The sequence below is a fragment of the Microbacterium murale genome, from assembly GCF_014635185.1.
GTDB classification, from domain to species: domain Bacteria; phylum Actinomycetota; class Actinomycetes; order Actinomycetales; family Microbacteriaceae; genus Microbacterium; species Microbacterium murale.
Window position 1 is genome coordinate 717,470 of sequence record NZ_BMCM01000001.1, and the last position, 19,294, is coordinate 736,763.

Consider the following 19,294-nt stretch of genomic DNA (forward strand, 5'->3'; position numbering starts at 1 on the left):
TCCTTCGGTGTTTCGGTGGTCTTCGAGAGGATCGGGTGTCAGCCCTTGACGGCGCCCTGCGTGACGCCTTCCATGACGAAGCGCTGCGTGAACAGGTAGGCCAGGATCGCGGGCGCCATCGCCATCAGATACGAGGCGAACGACACGTTGTAGTTGTTGCTGAATTGGGTCTGGAACAGGTTCTGCCGCACCGGCAACGTCTGCAGCGCCGGGTCGGAGATGATCAATGACGGCATCATGAAGTCGTTCCAGGCGTAGAGGAACGCGAAGATGCCGACCGTGGCGCTCATGGGTGCGAGCAGCGGGAAGATCAGCTGCCAGAAGGTCTGCCACGTGGTGGCGCCGTCAATTCGGGCGCTCTCCTCCAGCTCGATCGGGATGGATCGCAGGAAGGCCGTGAACAAAAGCACGCTGAAGCTGAGCTGGAACATCGTCGCGAGGATGATCACGCCCAGCGGGTTGTCGAGTCCCACTCGTCCCGTCAGCTGGATCTGCGGCAGCGCCACTACCGGGAACGGGATGAACATCGCCGCGAGCAGGTAGAAGAACGAGTAGCGGAACAGCCGCCGATCCCAGTTGCGCACGATCGCGTACGACGCGAACGCGGCCAGCAGGATCGTCGCGATCACGGTGCCTGCCGTCACCAGCAGCGAGATCGCGGCGCCGACCGGGAACTTGGTGAGATTCCACGCCTGGACGAACCCGTCGATGCTGAACGGTGCGGGCAGCGAGAAGGCGTTGCCGTCGACCGCCTGCCCCGTGGTCTTGAACGCCATCGAGATCGTGACGTAGAGCGGCAGCAGCACGGTGACGGCGCACAGGATCAGGATGATCGTGCCCGACCAGTTGACGCGCTCCATGCGGATGCGCGGCTTCTTGCCCGCGGTCTGAGTGGTGATCGTCTGCGTCGACATCAGAGCGCATTCCTTCCGCGAGTCAGCGAGAGCTGGAGGAGCGAGATGAGCACGGCGACGATGAAGAAGATCGTCGCGTTGGCCATCTGATAGGCGTAGTCGCCGCTGTTGAAGCCCGCGATGATGGTCATGGCGACGCTGCGGGTCGCGGTCCCCGGACCGCCGTTGGTGAGGCCGACGATGATGTCGTAGGCGTTCAGGAAGCCCTTGAATCCGAGGATCACGTTGATCACGACGTACCCGGCGACGAGCGGGATCGTGATGCGCGTGAGCTGCTGGGTCTTGCTCGCACCGTCGATGCTCGCCGCCTCGTACACGTCGTTCGGCACCGAGAGCAGGCCGGCGATGTAGATCAGGAGGGCACCGGGAACGGCCTGCCATGCGGTCACGATGACGATCGCCACCCAGGCGAGATCCGGGTTGGCGAGCAGGCTCGTGGAGAGCCAGGGGATGCCGGCGGCCGCTCCAGCGGCAGGAATCGAGTTCGAGAAGAGGAAGTTGAAGACGTAGGCGATGATGATGCCCGAGATCACCATCGGGATCACGAAGATCGTGCGCAGTCCGGTCTTGAATCGGATGCGGGAGGTCAGTCCCACCGCCAGGAGGAAGGCGATCACGTTGACCACGATCACGGTGGCGATCGAGAAGCCGAACGTGAACAGGTAGCTCTGCAGGATCGCCGGGTCGCCGAACATCGCGATGTAGTTGGTCACCCCGTTGAAGCTCCACTCGCCGATGCCGATCGAGTCGGTGAAGCTGAAGAAGATGCCCATGACGGCCGGGAGGGTGATCGCGAGCGTGAAGAGCACGAGCGTCGGAAGCAGGAACAGGTAGTAGATCGGCTCGACTCGGCGCGTATGCCGACGGAGCCCCCGTCCCTGTCCGGTGACGATGGACGTCGTGTCCGTCGTCGGGCTGTTCGGCCGCGTGGTGTTCGCTGATGCGGTGGTGCTCACGGTGCGGACTCCTCTGTCTCGCCGGCTGCCGCATCGCCTGTGGTGGGGATCGGGGCACGGAAGGCGATGCGAGCCCAGTCCGCGTCCATGGTGCGCAGCGTCGAGGTTGTCGAGGCGCCGAGCACCATCGCCTGCGCGTAGTTCATCACCGGGATCGTCTTGGGCACGAGGACCGATGGCCCCTGATAGATCTGCCCGTTCTCGTAGTACTCGATCATCCCCTCGATCCGCGGATCGTCCGGGGCCGGAGCGTCCTTGGTCGGTGTGAAGCCGAGCTGAGACGCGTTGTACTCCTCGATGTTCTCGGGGAGGTACAGATACTCGAGGAAGTTGCGTGCCGCCTCCTGGTGCTTCGACCCTTCCGGGATCATCGCACCGAGGTCCATGTTCACGCGCACGCCGAGGTCGGCCGGATCATCGGTGGTGGGCAGTGGGAAGGTGCCGAGCTCGAGGTCGGGTGCGGTCTTCGCGATCTCGCCGAATGCCCACGGCCCCTGCATGTACATCGCCGCCTCGCCCTTGCTGAAGGCGAGGTTGCCATCGCCGTAGCCTCGGCTCGCGGCATCCGCATTCGTGTATTCGTCCGCGAGCTGCATCATCTGCTCCATGGGCTCGGCGAACTCCTTCTCGAACGAGACCTCGGAGTCGGGTCCGACCGCGGCGCCTTCGACCGCCATGGCGTCGAAGAAGTCGATCGTGTCGACCGAGCCGCCGATCGCGTAGTCGTACCAGCCCTGCCCGACGGTCCAGTCGTCCTTGAAGGTGCCGTAGAACGGGTCGATACCAGCCTCTTTCAGCTGGTCGCAGAGCGCGATCAGCTCGTCCCAGGTCTGCGGGATCTCGAGCCCCTGCTCCTCGAAGATCTCCTTGTTGTAGATCACGGAGGCCGCCATGACCGAGTAGGGCAGGGCGCTCGTGCGGCCCTCGCACGATCCGTACTGCTCCATGAGCGGCTGCAGATCGTCTCGGATGCTGGCCGCGGCATCCGTATCGGAGAGGTCGATGAGGGCGCAGCGCTGCACGAAGCGCGCGATCTCGTAGTTGTAGTTGCCGAGGATGAGGTCGGGCGGGTTGCCACGCACGAAGCTGGCCGAGATGACGTCCGGTCCTGACGTGTCGATCTCCACGTGCACGTCGTCCTGAGACGAGTTGTACTCGGCGACGAGATCCGTCATGAAGGGGATCGCCTCGCGTTTGTTGAACGTGAAGCGGATCGTCTCCGCACCTGAGCCGGCCGCACAGCTCGTGAGGGCGGCCCCGACCATCGCGAGGCCGAGAGCCCCGGCGGTCATCCGCAACGCCCGTGTTCGTTTCTCAGACACCATCGTCCTTCCGATCCTGTAGATCCGCCCACTAAATCTAGCGAGCGAATCTACTCTGCCGAGAGGTACTCTCTCATTGGAACGTCAGGAAGGTCAAGGGGTGACAGAAGTCTCGAGAGGTCTCGGAACCGGACGCGCGAGCGTCGGCGCCGTGCTCGACTTCGCCTGGGACGCCGGCGAGTTCACCGCCAGCGACGTCATGGCCCGCACCTCGCTCACCCGTTCCACCGCGATCGATGCGATCGACACCCTGGTCGGCGCCGACATGCTGCACGAACTCCCCAATGCCCGCGTCGCCGGGAGCTACCGCTCCGGTCGCCCCGCGCGGCGCTTCGCCCTCTCCCCTGACCTCGGAGTGGTCGTCGGGATCGACGCCGGCGACACGCACCTCGCCGTGACCGTGGCGGATCCGCTCGACCGCACGCTCGTGCATCACCGGGTGGAGATCTCCTCGGACCAGTCGGCCGACGAGCGCAGGGGCACGATCCTCGAGCGGCTGCGTGCGGCGCTCGAGGAGGCGGGCATCCCCCGAGACCGTGTGCTCGCGCTCTGCGCCGGCGTCGCCGCCCCTGTGAACCGCGAGGGCATCTCGCCGCCGCATCCCGACGGTTTCTGGGAGCGGACGAACCCCGGCCTCGCAGACGCGCTGCGCGACTGGGCTCCCGTCGTGGAGATCAAGAACGACGCGCAGCTCGCCGCGATCGCCGAAGGCGCGGTCGGCGCTGCGATCGGATACCGCGACTACGTCGCCCTGCTCGCCAGCGAGCGCTTCGGCGGTGGAGTGGTCGTCGACGGGCACGTGCTGCACGGTGCGCACGGCGGCGTCGGCGAGAGCATCGTGTTCGATCACATCGTCGGCGTCGGCTCGGCCTTCGGGCTCCGATACGCCGTGCAGGACCAGGTCCGCGCCGCGGTCGAGAAGGGCGAGATCGCGGTGAACAGCGCCCTCGGACACCTGGCCGGCAGGCGGCACATCGACCCACGCCTCGTTCTGACGCTCGCCGCCTCGGGAGACGCGGATGCCGTGCGCATCACCGACCGCGTCGGCGCGACCCTCGCGCGCGTCGTCGGAGTGCTCGGCAGCATGTACGACCCGTCGCGCGTGATCGTGTGCGGTGCGGTCGCCGAGAGCATCGAACCAGTGCTCGCCGCGGCCCGGCGCATCCTCCCCGATGAGCTTCATCTGCCGGCGCCGGAGATCCTCGCATCAGCGCTGGGGGCCGAGGTCGTCTCCGTCGGAGCCGTCGCGACCGCCCGTCGTGCGGCCCGCGAGCGGACGGTGCCCCAGCTCGCGGAGCGGCGGCTCAGCGAGCTCGCCTAGCGGCGATTTCTCGTCACTCCGTGGCATCTCGCAAGTCGAAACGGTAGGCGATCCCGTCGCTCTCGCGTTGCTGCCCCGCGACGAACCACTCCTGCCCCTCGGGAGCGGGATGCTCCTCCGCGTAGGCGGCCAGTATCTGCTCTTCCACAGAGGACCGGGCCTGTCGCCCAACCCACGCGTTGAGGTCATCAGTAAATTCTGACATCAGTGGACGCCTCTCCCTTGGTCTTTCAACGAGGTCTCAGATCAGTCGACGAGCAGCGCCGGCTCTTCCAGGATGCTGGCGACGTCGGCGATGAAGCGGCTCATGCCGTCGCCGTCGATGACGCGGTGATCGAAGGACCCTGCCACCGTGGTGACGAACCGCGGACGCACCTCGCCGTCGACGACCCACGGCTTCTGGCTGATGGTTCCCATCGCCACGATGCCCGCCTCCCCCGGGTTGATGATCGGGGTTCCGGCATCCATCCCGAACACTCCGATGTTGGTGATCGTGATCGTTCCGCCCTGCTGATCCACCGGCGGGGTCTTGCCCTCGCGCGCGGTGAGAGTGAGGCGGTTGAGCGCCCGCGCGAGCTCGCGCATGTTGAGGTCCTGCGCGTCCTTGATGTTCGGCACGAGCAGTCCGCGCGGGGTCGCCGCGGCGATGCCGAGGTTGACGTAGTGGCGCACCGAGATCTCGGCACCGCCCTCGGTCTCGACCCAGGCCGCGTTGACCATCGGGTTGCGGCGTACGGCCCAGATCACGGCGCGCGCCACGATGAGCAGCGGCGACACCTTGATGTCGGCGTAGTCCGGTGAGGTCTTCAGGCGCTTGACGAGTTCCATCGTGCGCGTCGCGTCGACCTCCTTCCACACCGTGACGTGCGGCGCGGTGTACGCGCTCTGCACCATCGCCGATGCGCTGACCTTGCGCACGCCCTTGACGGGGATCGACTCGGTGCGCGAATCCGAATCGTGAGAGGCGGATGCGGCGACACCGCGGGCGAGGCCGACCGGTGCGCTCTTCGGCGCCACCGTCTCCTCGCGTACCTTGCCCCACTCGGGAGTCTCGATGTTGCGGAACACACTCGCCTGCGAGGCCTGCTTCACCACGTCGTCGCGGGTGACTTCGCCGTCAGCGCCTGTCGGGCTGACCGAGGAGAGGTCGACACCGAGGTCGCGGGCGAGCTTGCGGATCGGGGGCTTCGCGATCACGCCGACCGACGAACGCACGGGGCGCACGGCAGGGCGGGTACGCCGAGAGGTCGCGCCGGCGCCGGTGCCGTACCCGACGAGGACCGAGCCGCCGGGCTCCTCCGCGGGGGCGGCGGGCTGCGGCGCGGCAGCGGGTGCAGCATCCGACGCGAAACTGATGATCGGGGTCCCGACCTCGACCGTCGTGCCCTCGCCGACCAGCAGATCGCCGACGACACCCGCGTACGGCGACGGCAGCTCGACGAGCGACTTGGCCGTCTCGATCTCGCAGATCACGTCGTTGATCGCGACGTCGTCACCGGGGGCGACCTTCCACGTGACGATCTCGGCTTCGGTCAGGCCCTCGCCGACGTCGGGGAGGTTGAAGTTCTGCGTGCTCATTGCGAGTCCTTTCGGAACAGAGTCAGTAGGCCAGTGACCGGTCTACGGCCTCGAGGATGCGGTCGGCATCCGGGAGGAAGGTGCCCTCGAGCTTCGCGGGCGGGAACGGTGCGTCATAGCCTGACACTCGCAGCACCGGAGCCTCGAGAGCGTAGAACGCGCGCTCCATCACGGTCGCCGCGATCTCGCTGCCGACACTCGTGAAGCCAGGGGCCTCCTGCGCGTAGACCACGCGACCGGTCTTGCGAGCCGAGTCGAGGATGGGTCCGTAGTCGACCGGCGACAGTGACCGCACGTCGACGACCTCGCAGCTCGTGCCCTCGCTCTCGGCGAGCGCGGCGGCCTGCAGCAGTGTCGTGACCATCGCGCCGTGACCGACCAGAGTCACATCCGTGCCGGTGCGCACCACGCGCGACGCGTGCAGAGCCGCGGCGGACTGCTCGAGGTCGACCTCGCCCTTCTGCCAGTACTTGCTCTTCGGCTCCAGGAAGATGACCGGATCGTTCGACGCGATGGCCTCCTGGATCATCCAGTACGCGTCGTTCGGCGTCGACGGCGCGACGACCCGCAGACCAGGGGTGTGGGCGAAGTACGCCTCAGGGCTCTCCTGATGATGCTCGATCGCGCCGATGTGCCCGCCGTAGGGGATGCGGATCACGATCGGCATCGAGAGCGCACCCTCGTGCCGGTTGGTGATCTTCGCCAGCTGCGAGGTGATCTGGTCGAACGCCGGGAACACGAAGCCGTCGAACTGGATCTCGCAGACCGGGCGGAAACCCGCCATCGCGAGGCCGATCGCCGTTCCCACGATCCCCGACTCCGCGAGCGGCGTGTCCAGCACTCGCTTCTCGCCGAAGTCGCGCTGCAGGTTCTCGGTGATGCGGAAAACCCCGCCGAGCTTTCCGATGTCCTCGCCCATCAGCAGCACACTCGGATCGTCTTCCATGGCCTTGCGCATGCCGGCGTTGAGGGCCTTGCTCAGCGGCATCGTCTCGAGCGTCATGCGTGGGCTCCCGGCTGCTCGAAGGATGCTTCGTACTGCTCGCGCCACGCGCGCTGCTCATCCATCAGCGGATGCCGCTCGCTGTAGACGTGATCGAAGATCTTGTTCGCCGGTGGCGACTCGATCGCGAGCGTGCGGACGCGGAGGTCTTCGGCAGCATCCGCCGCCTCGGAATCCACGTCGTCGAAGAGCGCTCCGGCGGCGCCGCGCCCCTCGAGGAAGGCGCGCATGCGCGGAATCGGGTCCCGCACCTCCCACGATTTCTCCTCGTCGCTGGTGCGGTACTTCGTCGGGTCGTCGCTCGTCGTGTGCGCGCCGAGGCGGTACGTCTCCGCCTCGATCGCGCGGGGGCCCTTGCCCGCACGCGCCTCGTCGAGCGCGACGCGCGAGACGGCGTAACTCGCGAGCACGTCGTTGCCGTCGACGCGGATGCTGTCGATGCCGTAACCGGCGCTGCGCTGCGCGAAAGGCACGCGGGTCTGCGTCGCGACCGGAACGGAGATCGCCCACTGGTTGTTCTGCAGGAAGAAGACGGTCGGGGTCTGGTAGCTGGCGGCGAAGACCATCGCCTCGTGCACGTCGCCCTGACTGGAGGCGCCGTCGCCGTAGTAGACGATCACAGCTTCATCGCGCTCCGGGTCGCCGGTGCCGGAGCGGTCGCCGAAGTTCAGGCCCATGGCGTAGCCGGTGGCGTGCAGCACTTGAGAACCGAGCACCAGGGTGTACAGCCGCGTGTTGCCGTTGGCAGGATCCGTCGGATCCCAGCCGCCGTGCGAGATCCCGCGCATCAGCTTGATGATGCCGATCGGGTCGACGCCGCGGATCCGTGCGACGGCGTGCTCGCGATACGAGGGGAACAGCGTGTCCTGCGTGCGCGCGGCGCGGGCTGATCCCACCTGCGCCGCCTCCTGGCCGCGACTCGGCGGCCAGAGCGCCAGCTGCCCCTGGCGCTGCAGGTTCGTGGCTTGATTGTCGATGGCGCGGATGACGACCATGTCGCGATAGAACTGCTCGAGCTCTGCATCACTGATCGCTTCGATCAGGGGCAGGTACTGCTCGGCGGCAGGGCTGGGCGCGAAACGGCCATCCGCCTCGAGGACGCGGACGAGATCAGTCTCTGACGAGGTCACCGTCTTACGCTATCCGAGCCGGCATGCCCCGTCACGCATACCTAGGACGCCCTCGTATCTGCCCGGAGCCCGAAGAAACCGCTGGTCAGCGGACAGTGGAGGCGACGTGGAGCACCCGGTCGATGGAGGGCTCCTCGCCGACGGAGATGCGGATGCCGTCACCGGAGAACGGCCTGACGACGATGTCGGCGGCCAGGAATGCGGCGGCGATCTCGTCGGTACGGTCGCCCGTGGGCAGCCACACGAAGTTGGCCTGGCTGTCCGGAACCTCCCAGCCCTGCGCGCGCAGCGCGGTCACCAGGGCGGTGCGGCGCTCGACGATCACCGCGACCCGGTCGAGGAGTTCACCCTCGGCGTCGAGGCTCGCGATCGCGGCGGTCTCGGCAGCGGCTGTGACGGACAGCGGGATGCCGGTGGCCCTGGCGGCGTCGAGCACCTTGGCGTGGCCGATCGCATACCCGACCCGGAGACCTGCGAGGCCGTACGCCTTGGAGAACGTGCGCAGCACCACGACGTTCGGATGGTCCTCGAACACGCGGGCCCCGAGGCCGTCCACCGCGTCCTCTGCCGTGACGAACTCGGCATACGCCTCATCGAGGATGATCAGCACATCGGCCGGGACCCTGGCGACGAACGCCGTGAACTCGTCGGCGGTGATGATCGGGCCGGTGGGGTTGTTCGGCGTGCACAGCAGAACGGCGCGGGTGCGATCGGTGACGGCATCCGCCATCGCGTCGAGGTCGTGGCGCGCGTCGGCGCTCAGCGGAATCGGCACGCCGGTCGCACCGGCGACGAGTGGCAGCCCGGGGTAGGCCTCGAAGGAGCGCCAGGCGTAGACGACCTCATCACCGACGGATGCCGCGGCCTGCACCAGCTGGTACAGGATGGCGACGCTTCCGCTGGCAACGTGGACCTGGTCGAGGTCGACGCCGTAGCGCGCTGCGAGGCGCTCACGCAGACGGGTGGCTGTGGCGTCCGGATAGCGGTTGATCGGCGTGGTGTGCGCGAGGGCCTCGAGCACCGACGGCAGGGGCTCGAACGGATTCTCATTGCTGGAGAGTTTGAAGGCATCCGGACCCGCCTGCTTGCCCTGCCGGTACGGCGCGAGGGCGGCGATCTCTGGGCGGATGCGGGGAAGGATCGGCTCGGTCACGAGGTCAGTCTACGAGCGCGATGCGCTGTCGCACTCCTGGCAGCGCTGGTACCATTTTGGTATGGCTATGACTGTGAGACTTCCGGAAGAGACCGATGCGCAGCTCAGCGAGCTGGCCGCGCGTCGACACACGTCCAAGCATGCGCTGCTCATCGAAGCGGCCAACCGGTTCCTTCGCGAAGAGGTGACAACCGATCAGGCCGTCACCATCGCACTCGGTGTAGCCGACCGTTACTCCGAGTTGCTGAAGAAGCTCGAAGACGCGTGACCCGATACGTCGAGCTGCCCCACGCCGTCGGCGTGCTCAACGCCCTCGGACTTCACGTTCGTGACATCGGGCTGCTCTCGTCCGCGCTCGCGCGCCCGTCGAGCTCCATGTTCGGTGTCGAGGCCTACCCGGAAATCGAGGTCAAGGCCGCGTCGCTGTTGTCATCGCTGAGCCAGAATCATCCGCTCTTCGACGGCAACAAGCGCTTCTCCTGGATCCTCACCCTGACATTTCTGGAGATGAACGGCATCATCATCGACATGGATGTCGAGACAGCATTCGATCTCGTACTCCGCACCGCACAGAACAAGGCATCACTCGAGGAGATCGCCGAGGACTTCCGCACCCACATCCGGTGACAACCGCCACCCATCATGCAAGACTGAATCCACAATGCGCTTCATCATCAGAGTCGTCATCAACGCGTTCGCCCTGTGGGTGGTCACGCTGATCCCTGCACTGCAGGTCAACATCACCGCGTTCCCTCCGGGCGAGACCCTGCAGCTGGTGCTCACGCTGCTCGCGGTCAGCGCGATCTTCGCGCTGGTCAACACGATCATCGGCACGGTCGTGAAGATCCTGGCGTTCCCGCTCTACATCCTCACGCTCGGACTCATCGGCCTCATCATCAACGGCTTCCTGCTGTGGTTGACCGCGTGGATCACCTCCGGCTTCGGCTGGGGCCTGACCGTCGGCAGCTTCTGGTGGGGCGTGCTCGCGGCGATCATCATCTCGATCATCAACGCGGTGTTCGGCGGCATCCTCCGCCCGCAGAAGAAGCAGCGCCGCGACTGATCGCTGTGCGCGATAGTTCCCGCGCACGCCAGTTCCCGCCGCGAGTCACTCCCGCTGCGCGACGTACTCGGTCGATTCGATCGCCACCGCCTCATTGAGCTCGCGGGCCTTGTCGAGCCATGCGTCCAGCCGGACGTCTCCGGAGGCGTCGACCATCTCGGCGGTCTCGGTATAGCTGTCCATCAGGTGCGCCGGGAAGAGCACATCGAAGGGATCGCCGTCCCTGGTCACGACCAGGCTGTCCGGGGAGCCTGTGCCACCGGGCGACCCGCCACCGGCGAGACTGCTGACCGCATCGTCGGTGTGCCGGAACTCGATCAGCAACTGGTCTTCTCCGACCGTCGGATGAACAGGGCTGCCGGCGGTCACCTGCACCGTCACGTCGAACTCGCTCTGCGATGACAGGTAGGCGGCGTTCATGGCCGACTGCGAGTGCGCATACACGTGCAGCTCGTCGCCGGGTCGCGCGCCGGCCGCCTCCAACGCCTCGACCGTCGCGGCATACGATGCCGATTCCTGGCCGGTGTACAGGTCGAGGTTCGATTTCAGATCGAAGGGCTCCTTCGGATCCAGGCTCGGCTGCGTCCCCTTCGCGTAGAGCACGAACCGGTTCGTGCCGTCGGCCATCGTGTACTTCTCGACCTTGAGTTGCGCGCCACTCGCTCCCGGAAATCGCCGGAACGCCTCAGCCAGGCTCGTCGGAGGGGCGATCGCCGTGGACGTCCTGACAGGCGTCACCGAGACCGGCCCGCCGCGTCCGGACAGTGTCGCGTTCGGCGCAAGCCGGCCGGTGCCGGTCGCTGCGACCGACGCCGCCATGAGCAGCACCCCTCCCAGATTCAGGTCGGATCCTCCCGACAAGGCGGAGGGGCCCAGGTAGAGCTGCTCGCCCAGCCCAGCGAACCGCTTCTCCTTCCAGCCGGCGAGCAGCCACTGCTCCATCTCCGTCACCCGAGGATCGGATGCCTCAAGCTGCGCGATGCGCGCATCAAGTGCGAAGGCCTGCGCCGTGTCCTGAATCGCGAGCGCGGCCAGTTGCGCCCTGAGCTCGACGAGTTCGTAGACGTCGGCCATCAGCAGGGTGTTGGAGGACGCGGTTCGGCATTCGTCGTACAGCACCTCCGCCCGCTCCGCGCTCGCCCAGAGCGACACGGTGTCGACCTGACCGCTGAGGTTCGGCGTGCCGACGATGAAGCCGTAGGCGCTGCGGATCGCGGCGGCCGCATCCGCGAAACCCGGCGCGATTCTGCCCATGGCCTCGGCCACCGCTCGAAGCGCCTCGGGGTCGACGGCGATCGCACCGCCATGTGTGATGTCGACGCCGTCACTCATGACCGACCCGCTGCCTCGAGCTCCCACAACCGGCTGTTCAGCACGCCCACCTCGGCCATGGTGCGGTCCTTCAGGTCGATGATGAGCGCATGCAGGGCACGCACGCCGTCGGCCTGCCATTCGCTCGCCTCAACGAGGGGAAGCAGCCCGGATCCGGCATCCTCGAAGGCGGTGATCGCCTCACTGATGGCGCGTTGCGCCGAGAACCACCTCCAGAGGTCGTCCGAGGCCGGGGACGAGGTCGCGATGATGTTCAGCATGCGCCAAGGATGCCGCGTGCCTTCCTCCGGCGGTGCGGGCTGAGGCGCGAATCGTGCAGAGTCGGCCCACCGGCGCGATGGTGCAGAAAGAGAGAGTGCGACTGTGCAGGAGGGATGCCGACAGGCAGAATGGGACGCGTGACATCGCCCGAGCCCTTCCGCGTCATCTTCGTGTGCACGGGCAACATCTGCCGCTCTCCCATGGCGGAGGTGGTGTTCCGCGACCTCGCCGAGCGCCAGGGGCTCGGAGCACGCATCACCTCGAGCAGCGCCAGCACGGGCGAGTGGCACGTCGGCGAGCGCGCCGACAACCGCACCATCGAGGCTCTGGAACGCCGCGGGTACGACGGGTCCCGCCATCGCGCGAAGCCGTTCACCGCGGCATCCTTCGCTGACAATGATCTCGTCGTCGCGCTGGATCGCACGCATGAGCGCATCCTGCGCGAATGGGCGCGCGATGAGGACCAGGAGGGCAAGATCACCCTGCTGTTGTCGTTCGATCGCGAGGCCGAGAACCTCGACGTGCCCGACCCGTATTATGCGGAGGCCCAGATGTTCGACGCCGTGCTGGCTATGATTGAGACCGCGACCCGAGGCCTGTTCCGTCAGCTCGAACCCGCCCTGCGTTCCCGCCGTACAACGCCCCGCACGTTGCCCCAGAACTGAGTTGGGGCCCGATCAGGAGGACTCCCCTGACTTCCCCGAACTCCTTCCCCGTCCAGCCGCTGAGCCCCCTCGACGGGCGCTACCGTCCGGCTGTCGCACCGCTCGGCGACTACCTCTCCGAGGCCGGTCTGAACCGCGCTCGCGTCGAGGCCGAGGTCGAGTGGCTCATCGCCCTCACCGACCGGTCGCTGTTCGAGACGTCGCCGCTGGCGGATGCCGACAAGGAGCGCCTGCGCGGCCTCTACCGCGACTTCGGGCAGAACGAGATCGACTGGCTCGCTGAGAAGGAGGCCGTCACGCGTCACGACGTGAAGGCCGTCGAGTACCTCGTGCGCGACCGCCTTCAGGCGCTGGGTCTCGACTCGATCGCCGAGTTGACGCACTTCGCGTGCACCAGTGAGGACATCAACTCGGTCTCATACGCGCTCACTGTGAAGCGCGCCGTCGAGGATGTGTGGCTTCCGGCGTTCGACGGCCTGATCGCCAAGCTGCGGGAGCTGTCGGTCGAGCATGCGGATGCTGCGATGCTGTCCCGCACGCACGGTCAGCCGGCTACCCCGTCGACCATGGGCAAGGAGCTCGCGGTCTTCGCGTGGCGCCTCGAGCGCGTGCGCGCCCAGATCGCGGCATCCGAGTTCCTCGCGAAGTTCTCGGGCGCGACGGGCACCTGGTCGGCCCACCTCGCCGCGGATCCGGATGCCGACTGGCCGACGATCGCCCGCGAGTACGTCGAAGGTCTCGGCCTCGGCTTCAACGTCCTCACCACCCAGATCGAGTCGCACGACTGGCAGGTCGAGCTCTATGACCGCATGCGTCATGCCGGCGGCATCCTGCACAACCTCGCCACCGACATCTGGACCTACATCTCGATCGGCTATTTCACGCAGATCCCGGTCGCCGGCGCCACCGGATCGTCGACCATGCCGCACAAGATCAACCCGATCCGGTTCGAGAACGCCGAGGCGAACCTCGAGCTGTCGGCGGCTCTGCTGGGATCACTCTCGCAGACGCTGGTGACATCGCGGATGCAGCGCGACCTCACCGACTCGACCACGCAGCGCAACATCGGCGTCGCGTTCGGGCACTCGCTGCTCGCCCTCGACAACCTGCGTCGCGGCCTGAACGAGATATCGCTGGCCCGCGACGTGCTGCTCGCCGACCTCGACGTGAACTGGGAAGTCCTCGCGGAGGCCATCCAGACCGTCATCCGCGCCGAGGTCGTCGCCGGACGTTCGACGATCAGCGACCCGTACGCACTGCTGAAGGAGCTGACCCGCGGTCACCGCGTCGGGGCCGCGGAGCTGGCATCCTTCGTCGATGGCCTCGAGATCGGGGATGCTGCGAAGCGGCGTCTGCTCGCTCTCACGCCGGCGACGTACATCGGCATCGCCGAGCGCCTCGCGAAGTAGGGCGCAGGGCGGCATTTCGCCGCCGAAGGCGTCAGCGCTCAGAGCTGGAGGAACCGGGTTCTCCGCTGCCGTCAGCGTCGTCCCCGGGCTCTTCGTCGTAGAGCACCGGCCGGTCGATCGTCTTGTCCTGGTAGTCGCGCGGGTCGACCGCGAGGATCAGCATCGACATGATGAGCAGCGTGACGATGAAGGCGCCACCGCCGATGACGAGGCCGAGGGCGATCGGAGTGAGGCCCTGGTAGGAGCCGTTCGCGATCGACGCGTTGACTCGTGAGGTGAACGCACCGGTCGACACCAGTGTGACCACGGCCGCGAAGATGCCGCAGACGAGCGCGATCCCGAGCAGGTGCAGCGGGCGCAGCAGCTCTCGACGATTGGCCTTCTTCTCGCTCACGCGGCTCCTCCACTCTCGACCGAGGCGCTCGCGGCGTCATCGGTGTCGGCATCCTTCGTCTCGTCTTCCGTCGCGTCGGTGCGATTCGGCGAGAAGCCGGCGATCGCGAGGAAGACGGCGACGATGGCGGTGTAGCCGCCGAACATGCCGACGGCCAGGATGATGCCGGTGAGCGTCAGTGCTTCCGCCCCGTCGACCGAGTACTGCAGCGAATAGCCTGCCGGGATGACGAGCAGGACGACCGCGAGGAGGAGTCCGAGCGCGCCGATGGTGATGGCATCCTTCGCCGTCGGATCGGTGCGCCGGGCGCGGAGTCCGGCGATGAGTTCGACGAGACCGGTCGCTGCGGCCCAGATGATCACCACGACGAAGAACACTCCGTCGGTGCGCCAGGTGGGGATGCCGCTGGCGACTGCCGTGAGCAGGTCGATGACGCCGAGCAGGATGAGAGGCCAACGCGAACCGGAGGGCACGGCGAGCCAGGCGCCGAGCACGAAGATGAACCCGCTCGCGGCGACGAACCCGCCGAACACGGCGAATCCGACGGCAGCCGAGTGATCGGGCGAGAACGTGATCATGAGCGCCGACACCGCCGCGAAGAGCGCGCGCAGCAGTTGGATGTTGCGCACGGTGAAGGTGCGGGCTGGGGCAGACATGACGATTCCTCGGTCTTCCGGGGTGGTATGTCCAGTCTACGCGTGGGCGAGGAGCCGGCGTGCCCGACGCCTGCGGTGCCACTGTCGGGTTCGGTGGCGTCCCCAGAACGCTCACCGAACCCCACAGTTCACGCAGGGGGCCCTGCGTCGAGTCCGACCATCGTCGCAGAAGCGGGCGCCGCCTGCGAAGATCTGACCCGTGACCCGCGCATGACGCCCCGGGCCCGAGGTGCCTGCGACTGGTCCTAAGCTCAAGGTACCGAGTGCTTCTTCACATACCTGGGGGAGGTCTGTGATGTACGAAGAAGATTCAACAGGCACGACTGATTTCGCGACGGCTCTGCGAGCCGCGATCACCGCACGAGGCATCACGCTCGCGCGGTTGCGGGAGCGGTTGACGGCCAGCGGCAATCCCGTCTCCGCAGCCACTCTGAGTTATTGGCGCTCCGGAGCCAGGCGTCCGGAGGGCCCGCAGTCGCTCGCGGCCGTCGATGAGATCGAATCGCTGCTGCACATGGATGTCGGATCGCTGCGCCGGCTCGTCGGTCCGAGCCAGCGCGTCGGCCCCATCGGCACGCCGCAGTATCCGCTTGCGGCCGCGCTGCTCGAGAGCGCGACCGCCGACACGTTCATCGCACTGGGCGCTCCGGTCATGGACCCAGGACGCGATGTCTCCACCACAGCCGTGACAGAAGTGGGCGCCGACGGATTCGTGGCCTCGCGCACCACGCGCACGCTGCTGCAGAGCACCGCCGGCACGATCACGAACGTGCCCTACCTCGACCTCACGCCAGGCGTGCGCACGCCGGCTCCGATCTTCAGCGTGGTCTCCGGTGGTCACATCTCGCGAGTGCACTCGCACCCGAGCGGCGAGGTGCACGGAGCGATGTTCGAACTCGAACGCCCGTTGGGGCCGGCGCAGACGACGATGCTGGAATGGAAGCTGGAGTTCCCTCCCGGGTATCCGCCGAACACCGAGACGGGCCACGGCGTCGCCCGTCGCGCCCGTGAACTGGTGCTGTGGACCAGGTTCCACCCCGACGCGCTGCCGGATTGGATCGAAGAGGTCGAGGAGACGCCGACGGAGACAATCGTGACCCCGCTCTTCCTCGACGGCGCCACGACCATCCACCAGGTACGACAATCCTGGGGACCGGGGATGCTGGTGCTGCGCTGGGGGTTCGGCGAGCGCGAGTGACGTGGCTGCGCGCGGCCACACACCGATAATGCGGATTTAGCGGCGCCCGCGCTGACGCCTCGGGCAGGCGTCAGCCGCTAATAATACGCATTATCAGATTGACCGTGCGCGCCGTACAGCGCAGACTTCTGTCTCGTCACCATGCCGCCATCGGGGCGGAACATCAGATCGAGGAGGATCGATGCCGCGTCACCGCTTCACGCAGGCCGACGTCGCCGCGATGGCCGGCGTCAGCCAGTCGACGGTCAGCTTCGTCCTTAACGGGAACGCCCCGGCCGGCGTCCGCATCTCCGAGGAGACCCGCAAGCGCGTACTCGACGCCATCCGCATCACGGGCTACTCGGCCAACCCGGTCGCGCAGCGCCTGGCAGGCGGGCGCAACCAGATCCTCGGCGTCTTCACGTACGAGGCGACCTTCCCCCGCGGCGGCCGTGACTTCTACGGCGCGTTCCTCGTCGGCATCGAGCACGCGGCCGAGCAGCTCGGCGTCGACATGCTGCTCTTCACCTCGGCACGCGTCGTCGACGGCCGACGCCAGCTCGCCCGCGACGGCTGGCAGCGCCTCGGCATCGCCGACGGCTGTCTCCTGCTCGGCCAGCACGAGGATCGCGGCGAACTGCAGCACCTTCTCGACACCAAGTATCCGTTCGTGTTCATCGGCAAGCGTGTCAGCGAAGGGCGGCTCCTCCCCTACGTCGGCGCCGACTACCTCACCGCGACGTCTCGCCAGGTGGAGCGGCTCATCGAGAAGGGCCACACCAGGATCGGGTACGCCGGGCCGCAGGCCAGTGATCAGCCGACACTCGATCGCGTCGAGGGATATCGGCAGGCCATGCGCGCCCACGAGCTTCCGCTGCGCTTCGTCGACGTCCACGACGTCGCTGGTGCCGCGGAGGAGATCGCAGAGCGACGTCTCACATCGATCCTGGTCGCACCGGAGAACTACCCGGAAGAGCTCGCGGACGAACTCGAGTCCCGCGGGCTGCGCGTGCCGGACGATGTGTCGATGCTGCTGCTCGGTCAGCCGCTTCACCCGCGCCACGGCGGTCGCAGCTGGTCCGGCTTCGCGGTCCCGCGCGAGGAGATGGGTGCACGTGCTCTCGTGCTGCTCTCTCGGATCGTCGACCAGGAATCCCCCGCGCCGCGTTCCCCGGAGGGGCGGATGCCGAATGCCCCCGCCCTGGACGAGTCCGACTACCACCAGATGCTCGATTGCCCCGACATCGACGGCGCCTCGCTCGCCGCAGCCCCGACCACCGCCCGCAACACCGAAGGAACCATCCGTGACCACGCGTGAACTGACCGCCGACATCCTCATCGTCGGAGCCGGCCTCGGCGGCATCGCGGCCGCACTCGCTGCCGCCGACCGAGGAACGAACGTCGTCCTCACCGAGGAGTATCCCTGGATCGGTGGGCAGCTGACCTCTCAGGCCGTGCCGCCGGACGAGCACCCATGGGTCGAGGAATTCGGCATCACCGCCCGTTACCGCGCACTGCGCGACGGCATCCGCGACGTCTATCGCCGGCGTTACCCGCTCATCGACGGAGCCCGCGATCGCGCCGACCTCAACCCCGGTGCCGGCTGGGTGTCGAAGCTGTGCCACGAGCCGCGCATCGCCGTCGGCGTGCTCGAGGAGATGCTCGCCCCGCACCGCTCGACCGGCCGCATCCGCCTGCTCGAGCGCACCCGCCCGATCGCGGCGACGGTCGACGGCGACCGCGTGACGGGCGTGACCCTCGAGTCGGTCGTCGGCGAGGGCACCATCATCGTCACCGCGCCGTACGTGATCGACGCAACCGAGACCGGCGAGCTGCTGCCGTTGACCGGCACCGAGTTCGTCACGGGGTTCGAGTCCCGCGCCGAGACCGGAGAACCGAGCGCCCCTGACGCCGCTCAGCCGGACAACATCCAGGCGCTGAGCGTCTGCTTCGCGGTCGAGCACGTCGACGGCGATCACAGGATCGAACGCCCGGAGAACTACGACTTCTGGCGCGAGTACGCACCGGCCGCCTGGCAGGGCGAGCGGATGCTGTCATGGCAGGCTCCGAACCCGCGCACGCTGCAGATCGGCACTCGCGCGTTCGAACCGAACCCGGGTGACGACGTGCTCGAGGTCGATGCCGACCAGTCCCGCAACGCGGGCGACCAGAACCTCTGGAACTTCCGGCGCATCGCGGCGCGCGACCTCTTCGAGCACGGCTTCTACGCGAGCGACATCTGCCTCGTCAACTGGCCGAGCATCGACTACTTCGTCGCCCCGGTGATCGGCGCGACGAGGGACGAAGAGCTCGCCCACTACGAGGCCGCGCGGCAGCTGAGCCTGTCGATGTTCTACTGGATGCAGACCGAGGCGCCGCGCGCCGACGGTGGATTCGGCTTTCCCGGCCTGCGTCTCCGCCCCGACGTGATGGGCTCGGCCGATGGCCTGGCGCAGGCGCCGTACCACCGCGAGTCCCGCCGCATCCGCGCACTCACGACGATCACCGAGAACGACGTCTCGTACGCGATCCGCGGCGACGAGGGTGCGACCCGCTACGAGGAGTCGGTTGGGGTCGGGATGTACCGAATCGATCTGCACCCGTCGACCGGCGGCGACACCTACATCGACGTGGCATCCACGCCGTTCGAGATCCCGCTCGGCGCCCTCATCCCGCAGCGCGTGACCAACCTTCTCGCGGCGAACAAGAACATCGGCACGACGCACATCACCAACGGCTGCTACCGGCTGCACCCGGTGGAGTGGAACATCGGCGAAGCCGCCGGGCACCTTGCCGCGTTCTGCGTCGCGAACGGCACGACGCCGCACGCCGTGCACGCCGACACCACGCAGCGCGCCACCTACCAGGGCGAACTCGACGCCACCGGAGTCGAGCGGCACTGGCCGGAGGGCCGCGTCCACGCGTACTGAGACCTGCACCACACCCGAACACCACGATTC

The 19,294-nt window shown here is 67.4% G+C and carries 21 protein-coding genes; 9 read left to right on the top strand and 12 right to left on the bottom strand.

Features of this window, described 5'->3' with window-relative positions:
* Nucleotides 1-38: 38 nt before the first annotated feature.
* Genes IEV67_RS03425 through IEV67_RS03435 form a run of 3 tightly spaced genes read right to left on the bottom strand, consistent with a single transcriptional unit; the run spans nucleotide 39 to nucleotide 3,192 of the window.
* The gene (locus IEV67_RS03425) at nucleotides 39-914 is read right to left on the bottom strand and encodes a carbohydrate ABC transporter permease (protein ID WP_188435164.1); all 876 of its coding nucleotides are present in this window, start codon (nucleotides 912-914) and stop codon (nucleotides 39-41) included.
* Complete coding sequence (locus tag IEV67_RS03430) at nucleotides 914-1,807, bottom strand: carbohydrate ABC transporter permease (RefSeq protein WP_373284446.1); 894 nt, start codon at nucleotides 1,805-1,807, stop codon at nucleotides 914-916. The genes IEV67_RS03425 and IEV67_RS03430 overlap by 1 nt, the downstream gene beginning before the upstream one ends.
* A 59-nt stretch (nucleotides 1,808-1,866) precedes the next feature.
* Nucleotides 1,867-3,192, bottom strand: coding sequence for an ABC transporter substrate-binding protein (locus IEV67_RS03435; protein ID WP_373284417.1), 1,326 nt, complete (start codon nucleotides 3,190-3,192; stop codon nucleotides 1,867-1,869).
* Nucleotides 3,193-3,292: 100 nt separating this feature from the next.
* On the opposite strand from IEV67_RS03435, the gene IEV67_RS03440 reads away from it, so the two are divergent.
* Nucleotides 3,293-4,513, top strand: a complete 1,221-nt coding sequence (locus IEV67_RS03440) for an ROK family protein (RefSeq protein WP_188435167.1) — start codon at nucleotides 3,293-3,295, stop codon at nucleotides 4,511-4,513.
* 13 nt (nucleotides 4,514-4,526) lie between these two features.
* On the opposite strand, the gene IEV67_RS03445 is transcribed toward IEV67_RS03440, so the two are convergent.
* The 5 genes from IEV67_RS03445 to IEV67_RS03465 all read right to left on the bottom strand — a co-directional run bounded on the left by IEV67_RS03445 (nucleotide 4,527) and on the right by IEV67_RS03465 (nucleotide 9,377).
* A complete protein-coding gene (locus IEV67_RS03445; protein ID WP_188435168.1) occupies nucleotides 4,527-4,718 on the bottom strand; it encodes a hypothetical protein in 192 nt (63 codons plus the stop codon).
* Between the two features lie 41 nt (nucleotides 4,719-4,759).
* Nucleotides 4,760-6,091, bottom strand: a complete 1,332-nt coding sequence (locus tag IEV67_RS03450) for a dihydrolipoamide acetyltransferase family protein (protein ID WP_188435169.1) — start codon at nucleotides 6,089-6,091, stop codon at nucleotides 4,760-4,762.
* Nucleotides 6,092-6,113: 22 nt separating this feature from the next.
* On the bottom strand, nucleotides 6,114-7,094 hold the full coding sequence (locus tag IEV67_RS03455; protein ID WP_188435170.1) for an alpha-ketoacid dehydrogenase subunit beta: 981 nt from the start codon (nucleotides 7,092-7,094) through the stop codon (nucleotides 6,114-6,116).
* The gene (locus IEV67_RS03460; RefSeq protein ID WP_188435171.1) at nucleotides 7,091-8,224 is read right to left on the bottom strand and encodes a thiamine pyrophosphate-dependent dehydrogenase E1 component subunit alpha; all 1,134 of its coding nucleotides are present in this window, start codon (nucleotides 8,222-8,224) and stop codon (nucleotides 7,091-7,093) included. Before IEV67_RS03460 ends, IEV67_RS03455 begins: the two co-directional genes overlap by 4 nt.
* An 85-nt stretch (nucleotides 8,225-8,309) precedes the next feature.
* Entirely contained in the window at nucleotides 8,310-9,377 is a 1,068-nt protein-coding gene (locus tag IEV67_RS03465; protein ID WP_188435172.1) for a histidinol-phosphate transaminase, read from the bottom strand.
* A gap of 61 nt (nucleotides 9,378-9,438) precedes the next feature.
* On the opposite strand from IEV67_RS03465, the gene IEV67_RS03470 reads away from it, so the two are divergent.
* The 3 genes from IEV67_RS03470 to IEV67_RS03480 are packed head-to-tail and all read left to right on the top strand — an operon-like array spanning nucleotide 9,439 to nucleotide 10,440.
* Nucleotides 9,439-9,645, top strand: a complete 207-nt coding sequence (locus tag IEV67_RS03470) for a ribbon-helix-helix protein, CopG family (protein WP_188435173.1) — start codon at nucleotides 9,439-9,441, stop codon at nucleotides 9,643-9,645.
* Nucleotides 9,642-10,004: a type II toxin-antitoxin system death-on-curing family toxin gene (locus tag IEV67_RS03475; protein ID WP_188435174.1), complete on the top strand. Its 363-nt coding sequence runs from the start codon at nucleotides 9,642-9,644 to the stop codon at nucleotides 10,002-10,004. Before IEV67_RS03470 ends, IEV67_RS03475 begins: the two co-directional genes overlap by 4 nt.
* A gap of 34 nt (nucleotides 10,005-10,038) precedes the next feature.
* Nucleotides 10,039-10,440 (top strand): phage holin family protein, encoded by a 402-nt coding sequence (locus IEV67_RS03480; protein WP_188435175.1) that lies wholly within the window; start codon nucleotides 10,039-10,041, stop codon nucleotides 10,438-10,440.
* A gap of 45 nt (nucleotides 10,441-10,485) precedes the next feature.
* Here IEV67_RS03480 and IEV67_RS03485 read toward each other — a convergent pair whose 3' ends face one another.
* Together IEV67_RS03485 and IEV67_RS03490 are read right to left on the bottom strand one after the other, a co-directional pair.
* Complete coding sequence (locus IEV67_RS03485; protein WP_188435176.1) at nucleotides 10,486-11,772, bottom strand: hypothetical protein; 1,287 nt, start codon at nucleotides 11,770-11,772, stop codon at nucleotides 10,486-10,488.
* Nucleotides 11,769-12,032 carry a hypothetical protein gene (locus IEV67_RS03490; RefSeq protein WP_188435177.1) on the bottom strand — a complete coding sequence of 88 codons (264 nt, stop codon included), beginning with the start codon at nucleotides 12,030-12,032 and terminating at the stop codon, nucleotides 11,769-11,771. The genes IEV67_RS03485 and IEV67_RS03490 overlap by 4 nt, the downstream gene beginning before the upstream one ends.
* A 138-nt stretch (nucleotides 12,033-12,170) precedes the next feature.
* Between IEV67_RS03490 and IEV67_RS03495 the strand changes: the two genes are divergently transcribed.
* Nucleotides 12,171-12,698, top strand: coding sequence for a low molecular weight protein-tyrosine-phosphatase (locus IEV67_RS03495; protein WP_373284418.1), 528 nt, complete (start codon nucleotides 12,171-12,173; stop codon nucleotides 12,696-12,698).
* 26 nt (nucleotides 12,699-12,724) lie between these two features.
* Nucleotides 12,725-14,107 (top strand): adenylosuccinate lyase, encoded by a 1,383-nt coding sequence (gene purB, locus IEV67_RS03500; protein ID WP_188435725.1) that lies wholly within the window; start codon nucleotides 12,725-12,727, stop codon nucleotides 14,105-14,107.
* Between the two features lie 31 nt (nucleotides 14,108-14,138).
* Here the strand turns inward: purB and IEV67_RS03505 are convergent, their stop codons facing one another.
* Nucleotides 14,139-14,501 (bottom strand): hypothetical protein, encoded by a 363-nt coding sequence (locus tag IEV67_RS03505; protein ID WP_188435178.1) that lies wholly within the window; start codon nucleotides 14,499-14,501, stop codon nucleotides 14,139-14,141.
* A complete protein-coding gene (locus IEV67_RS03510) occupies nucleotides 14,498-15,157 on the bottom strand; it encodes an acyl-CoA synthetase (protein WP_188435179.1) in 660 nt (219 codons plus the stop codon). The genes IEV67_RS03505 and IEV67_RS03510 overlap by 4 nt, the downstream gene beginning before the upstream one ends.
* A 295-nt stretch (nucleotides 15,158-15,452) precedes the next feature.
* Between IEV67_RS03510 and IEV67_RS03515 the strand changes: the two genes are divergently transcribed.
* The 3 genes from IEV67_RS03515 (at nucleotide 15,453) to IEV67_RS03525 (ending at nucleotide 19,264) form a co-directional block, all read left to right on the top strand.
* Nucleotides 15,453-16,355 (top strand): hypothetical protein, encoded by a 903-nt coding sequence (locus IEV67_RS03515; protein ID WP_229702687.1) that lies wholly within the window; start codon nucleotides 15,453-15,455, stop codon nucleotides 16,353-16,355.
* Between the two features lie 181 nt (nucleotides 16,356-16,536).
* Complete coding sequence (locus tag IEV67_RS03520) at nucleotides 16,537-17,652, top strand: LacI family DNA-binding transcriptional regulator (RefSeq protein WP_188435181.1); 1,116 nt, start codon at nucleotides 16,537-16,539, stop codon at nucleotides 17,650-17,652.
* A complete protein-coding gene (locus IEV67_RS03525) occupies nucleotides 17,639-19,264 on the top strand; it encodes an FAD-dependent oxidoreductase (protein ID WP_229702689.1) in 1,626 nt (541 codons plus the stop codon). The genes IEV67_RS03520 and IEV67_RS03525 overlap by 14 nt, the downstream gene beginning before the upstream one ends.
* The last annotated feature ends 30 nt before the right edge of the window (nucleotides 19,265-19,294 follow it).

Excerpts from the sequence above, each read along its gene's own strand:
- IEV67_RS03515 (WP_229702687.1), top strand. The coding sequence starts at position 15,453 with ATGTACGAAGAAGATTCAACAGGCACGACTGATTTCGCGACGGCTCTG.
- IEV67_RS03425 (WP_188435164.1), bottom strand. The coding sequence starts at position 914 with ATGTCGACGCAGACGATCACCACTCAGACCGCGGGCAAGAAGCCGCGC.
- IEV67_RS03470 (WP_188435173.1), top strand. The coding sequence starts at position 9,439 with ATGGCTATGACTGTGAGACTTCCGGAAGAGACCGATGCGCAGCTCAGC.
- IEV67_RS03510 (WP_188435179.1), bottom strand. The coding sequence starts at position 15,157 with ATGTCTGCCCCAGCCCGCACCTTCACCGTGCGCAACATCCAACTGCTG.
- IEV67_RS03490 (WP_188435177.1), bottom strand. The coding sequence starts at position 12,032 with ATGCTGAACATCATCGCGACCTCGTCCCCGGCCTCGGACGACCTCTGG.
- IEV67_RS03450 (WP_188435169.1), bottom strand. The coding sequence starts at position 6,091 with ATGAGCACGCAGAACTTCAACCTCCCCGACGTCGGCGAGGGCCTGACC.
- IEV67_RS03445 (WP_188435168.1), bottom strand. The coding sequence starts at position 4,718 with ATGTCAGAATTTACTGATGACCTCAACGCGTGGGTTGGGCGACAGGCC.
- IEV67_RS03520 (WP_188435181.1), top strand. The coding sequence starts at position 16,537 with ATGCCGCGTCACCGCTTCACGCAGGCCGACGTCGCCGCGATGGCCGGC.
- IEV67_RS03485 (WP_188435176.1), bottom strand. The coding sequence starts at position 11,772 with ATGAGTGACGGCGTCGACATCACACATGGCGGTGCGATCGCCGTCGAC.
- IEV67_RS03480 (WP_188435175.1), top strand. The coding sequence starts at position 10,039 with ATGCGCTTCATCATCAGAGTCGTCATCAACGCGTTCGCCCTGTGGGTG.
- IEV67_RS03455 (WP_188435170.1), bottom strand. The coding sequence starts at position 7,094 with ATGACGCTCGAGACGATGCCGCTGAGCAAGGCCCTCAACGCCGGCATG.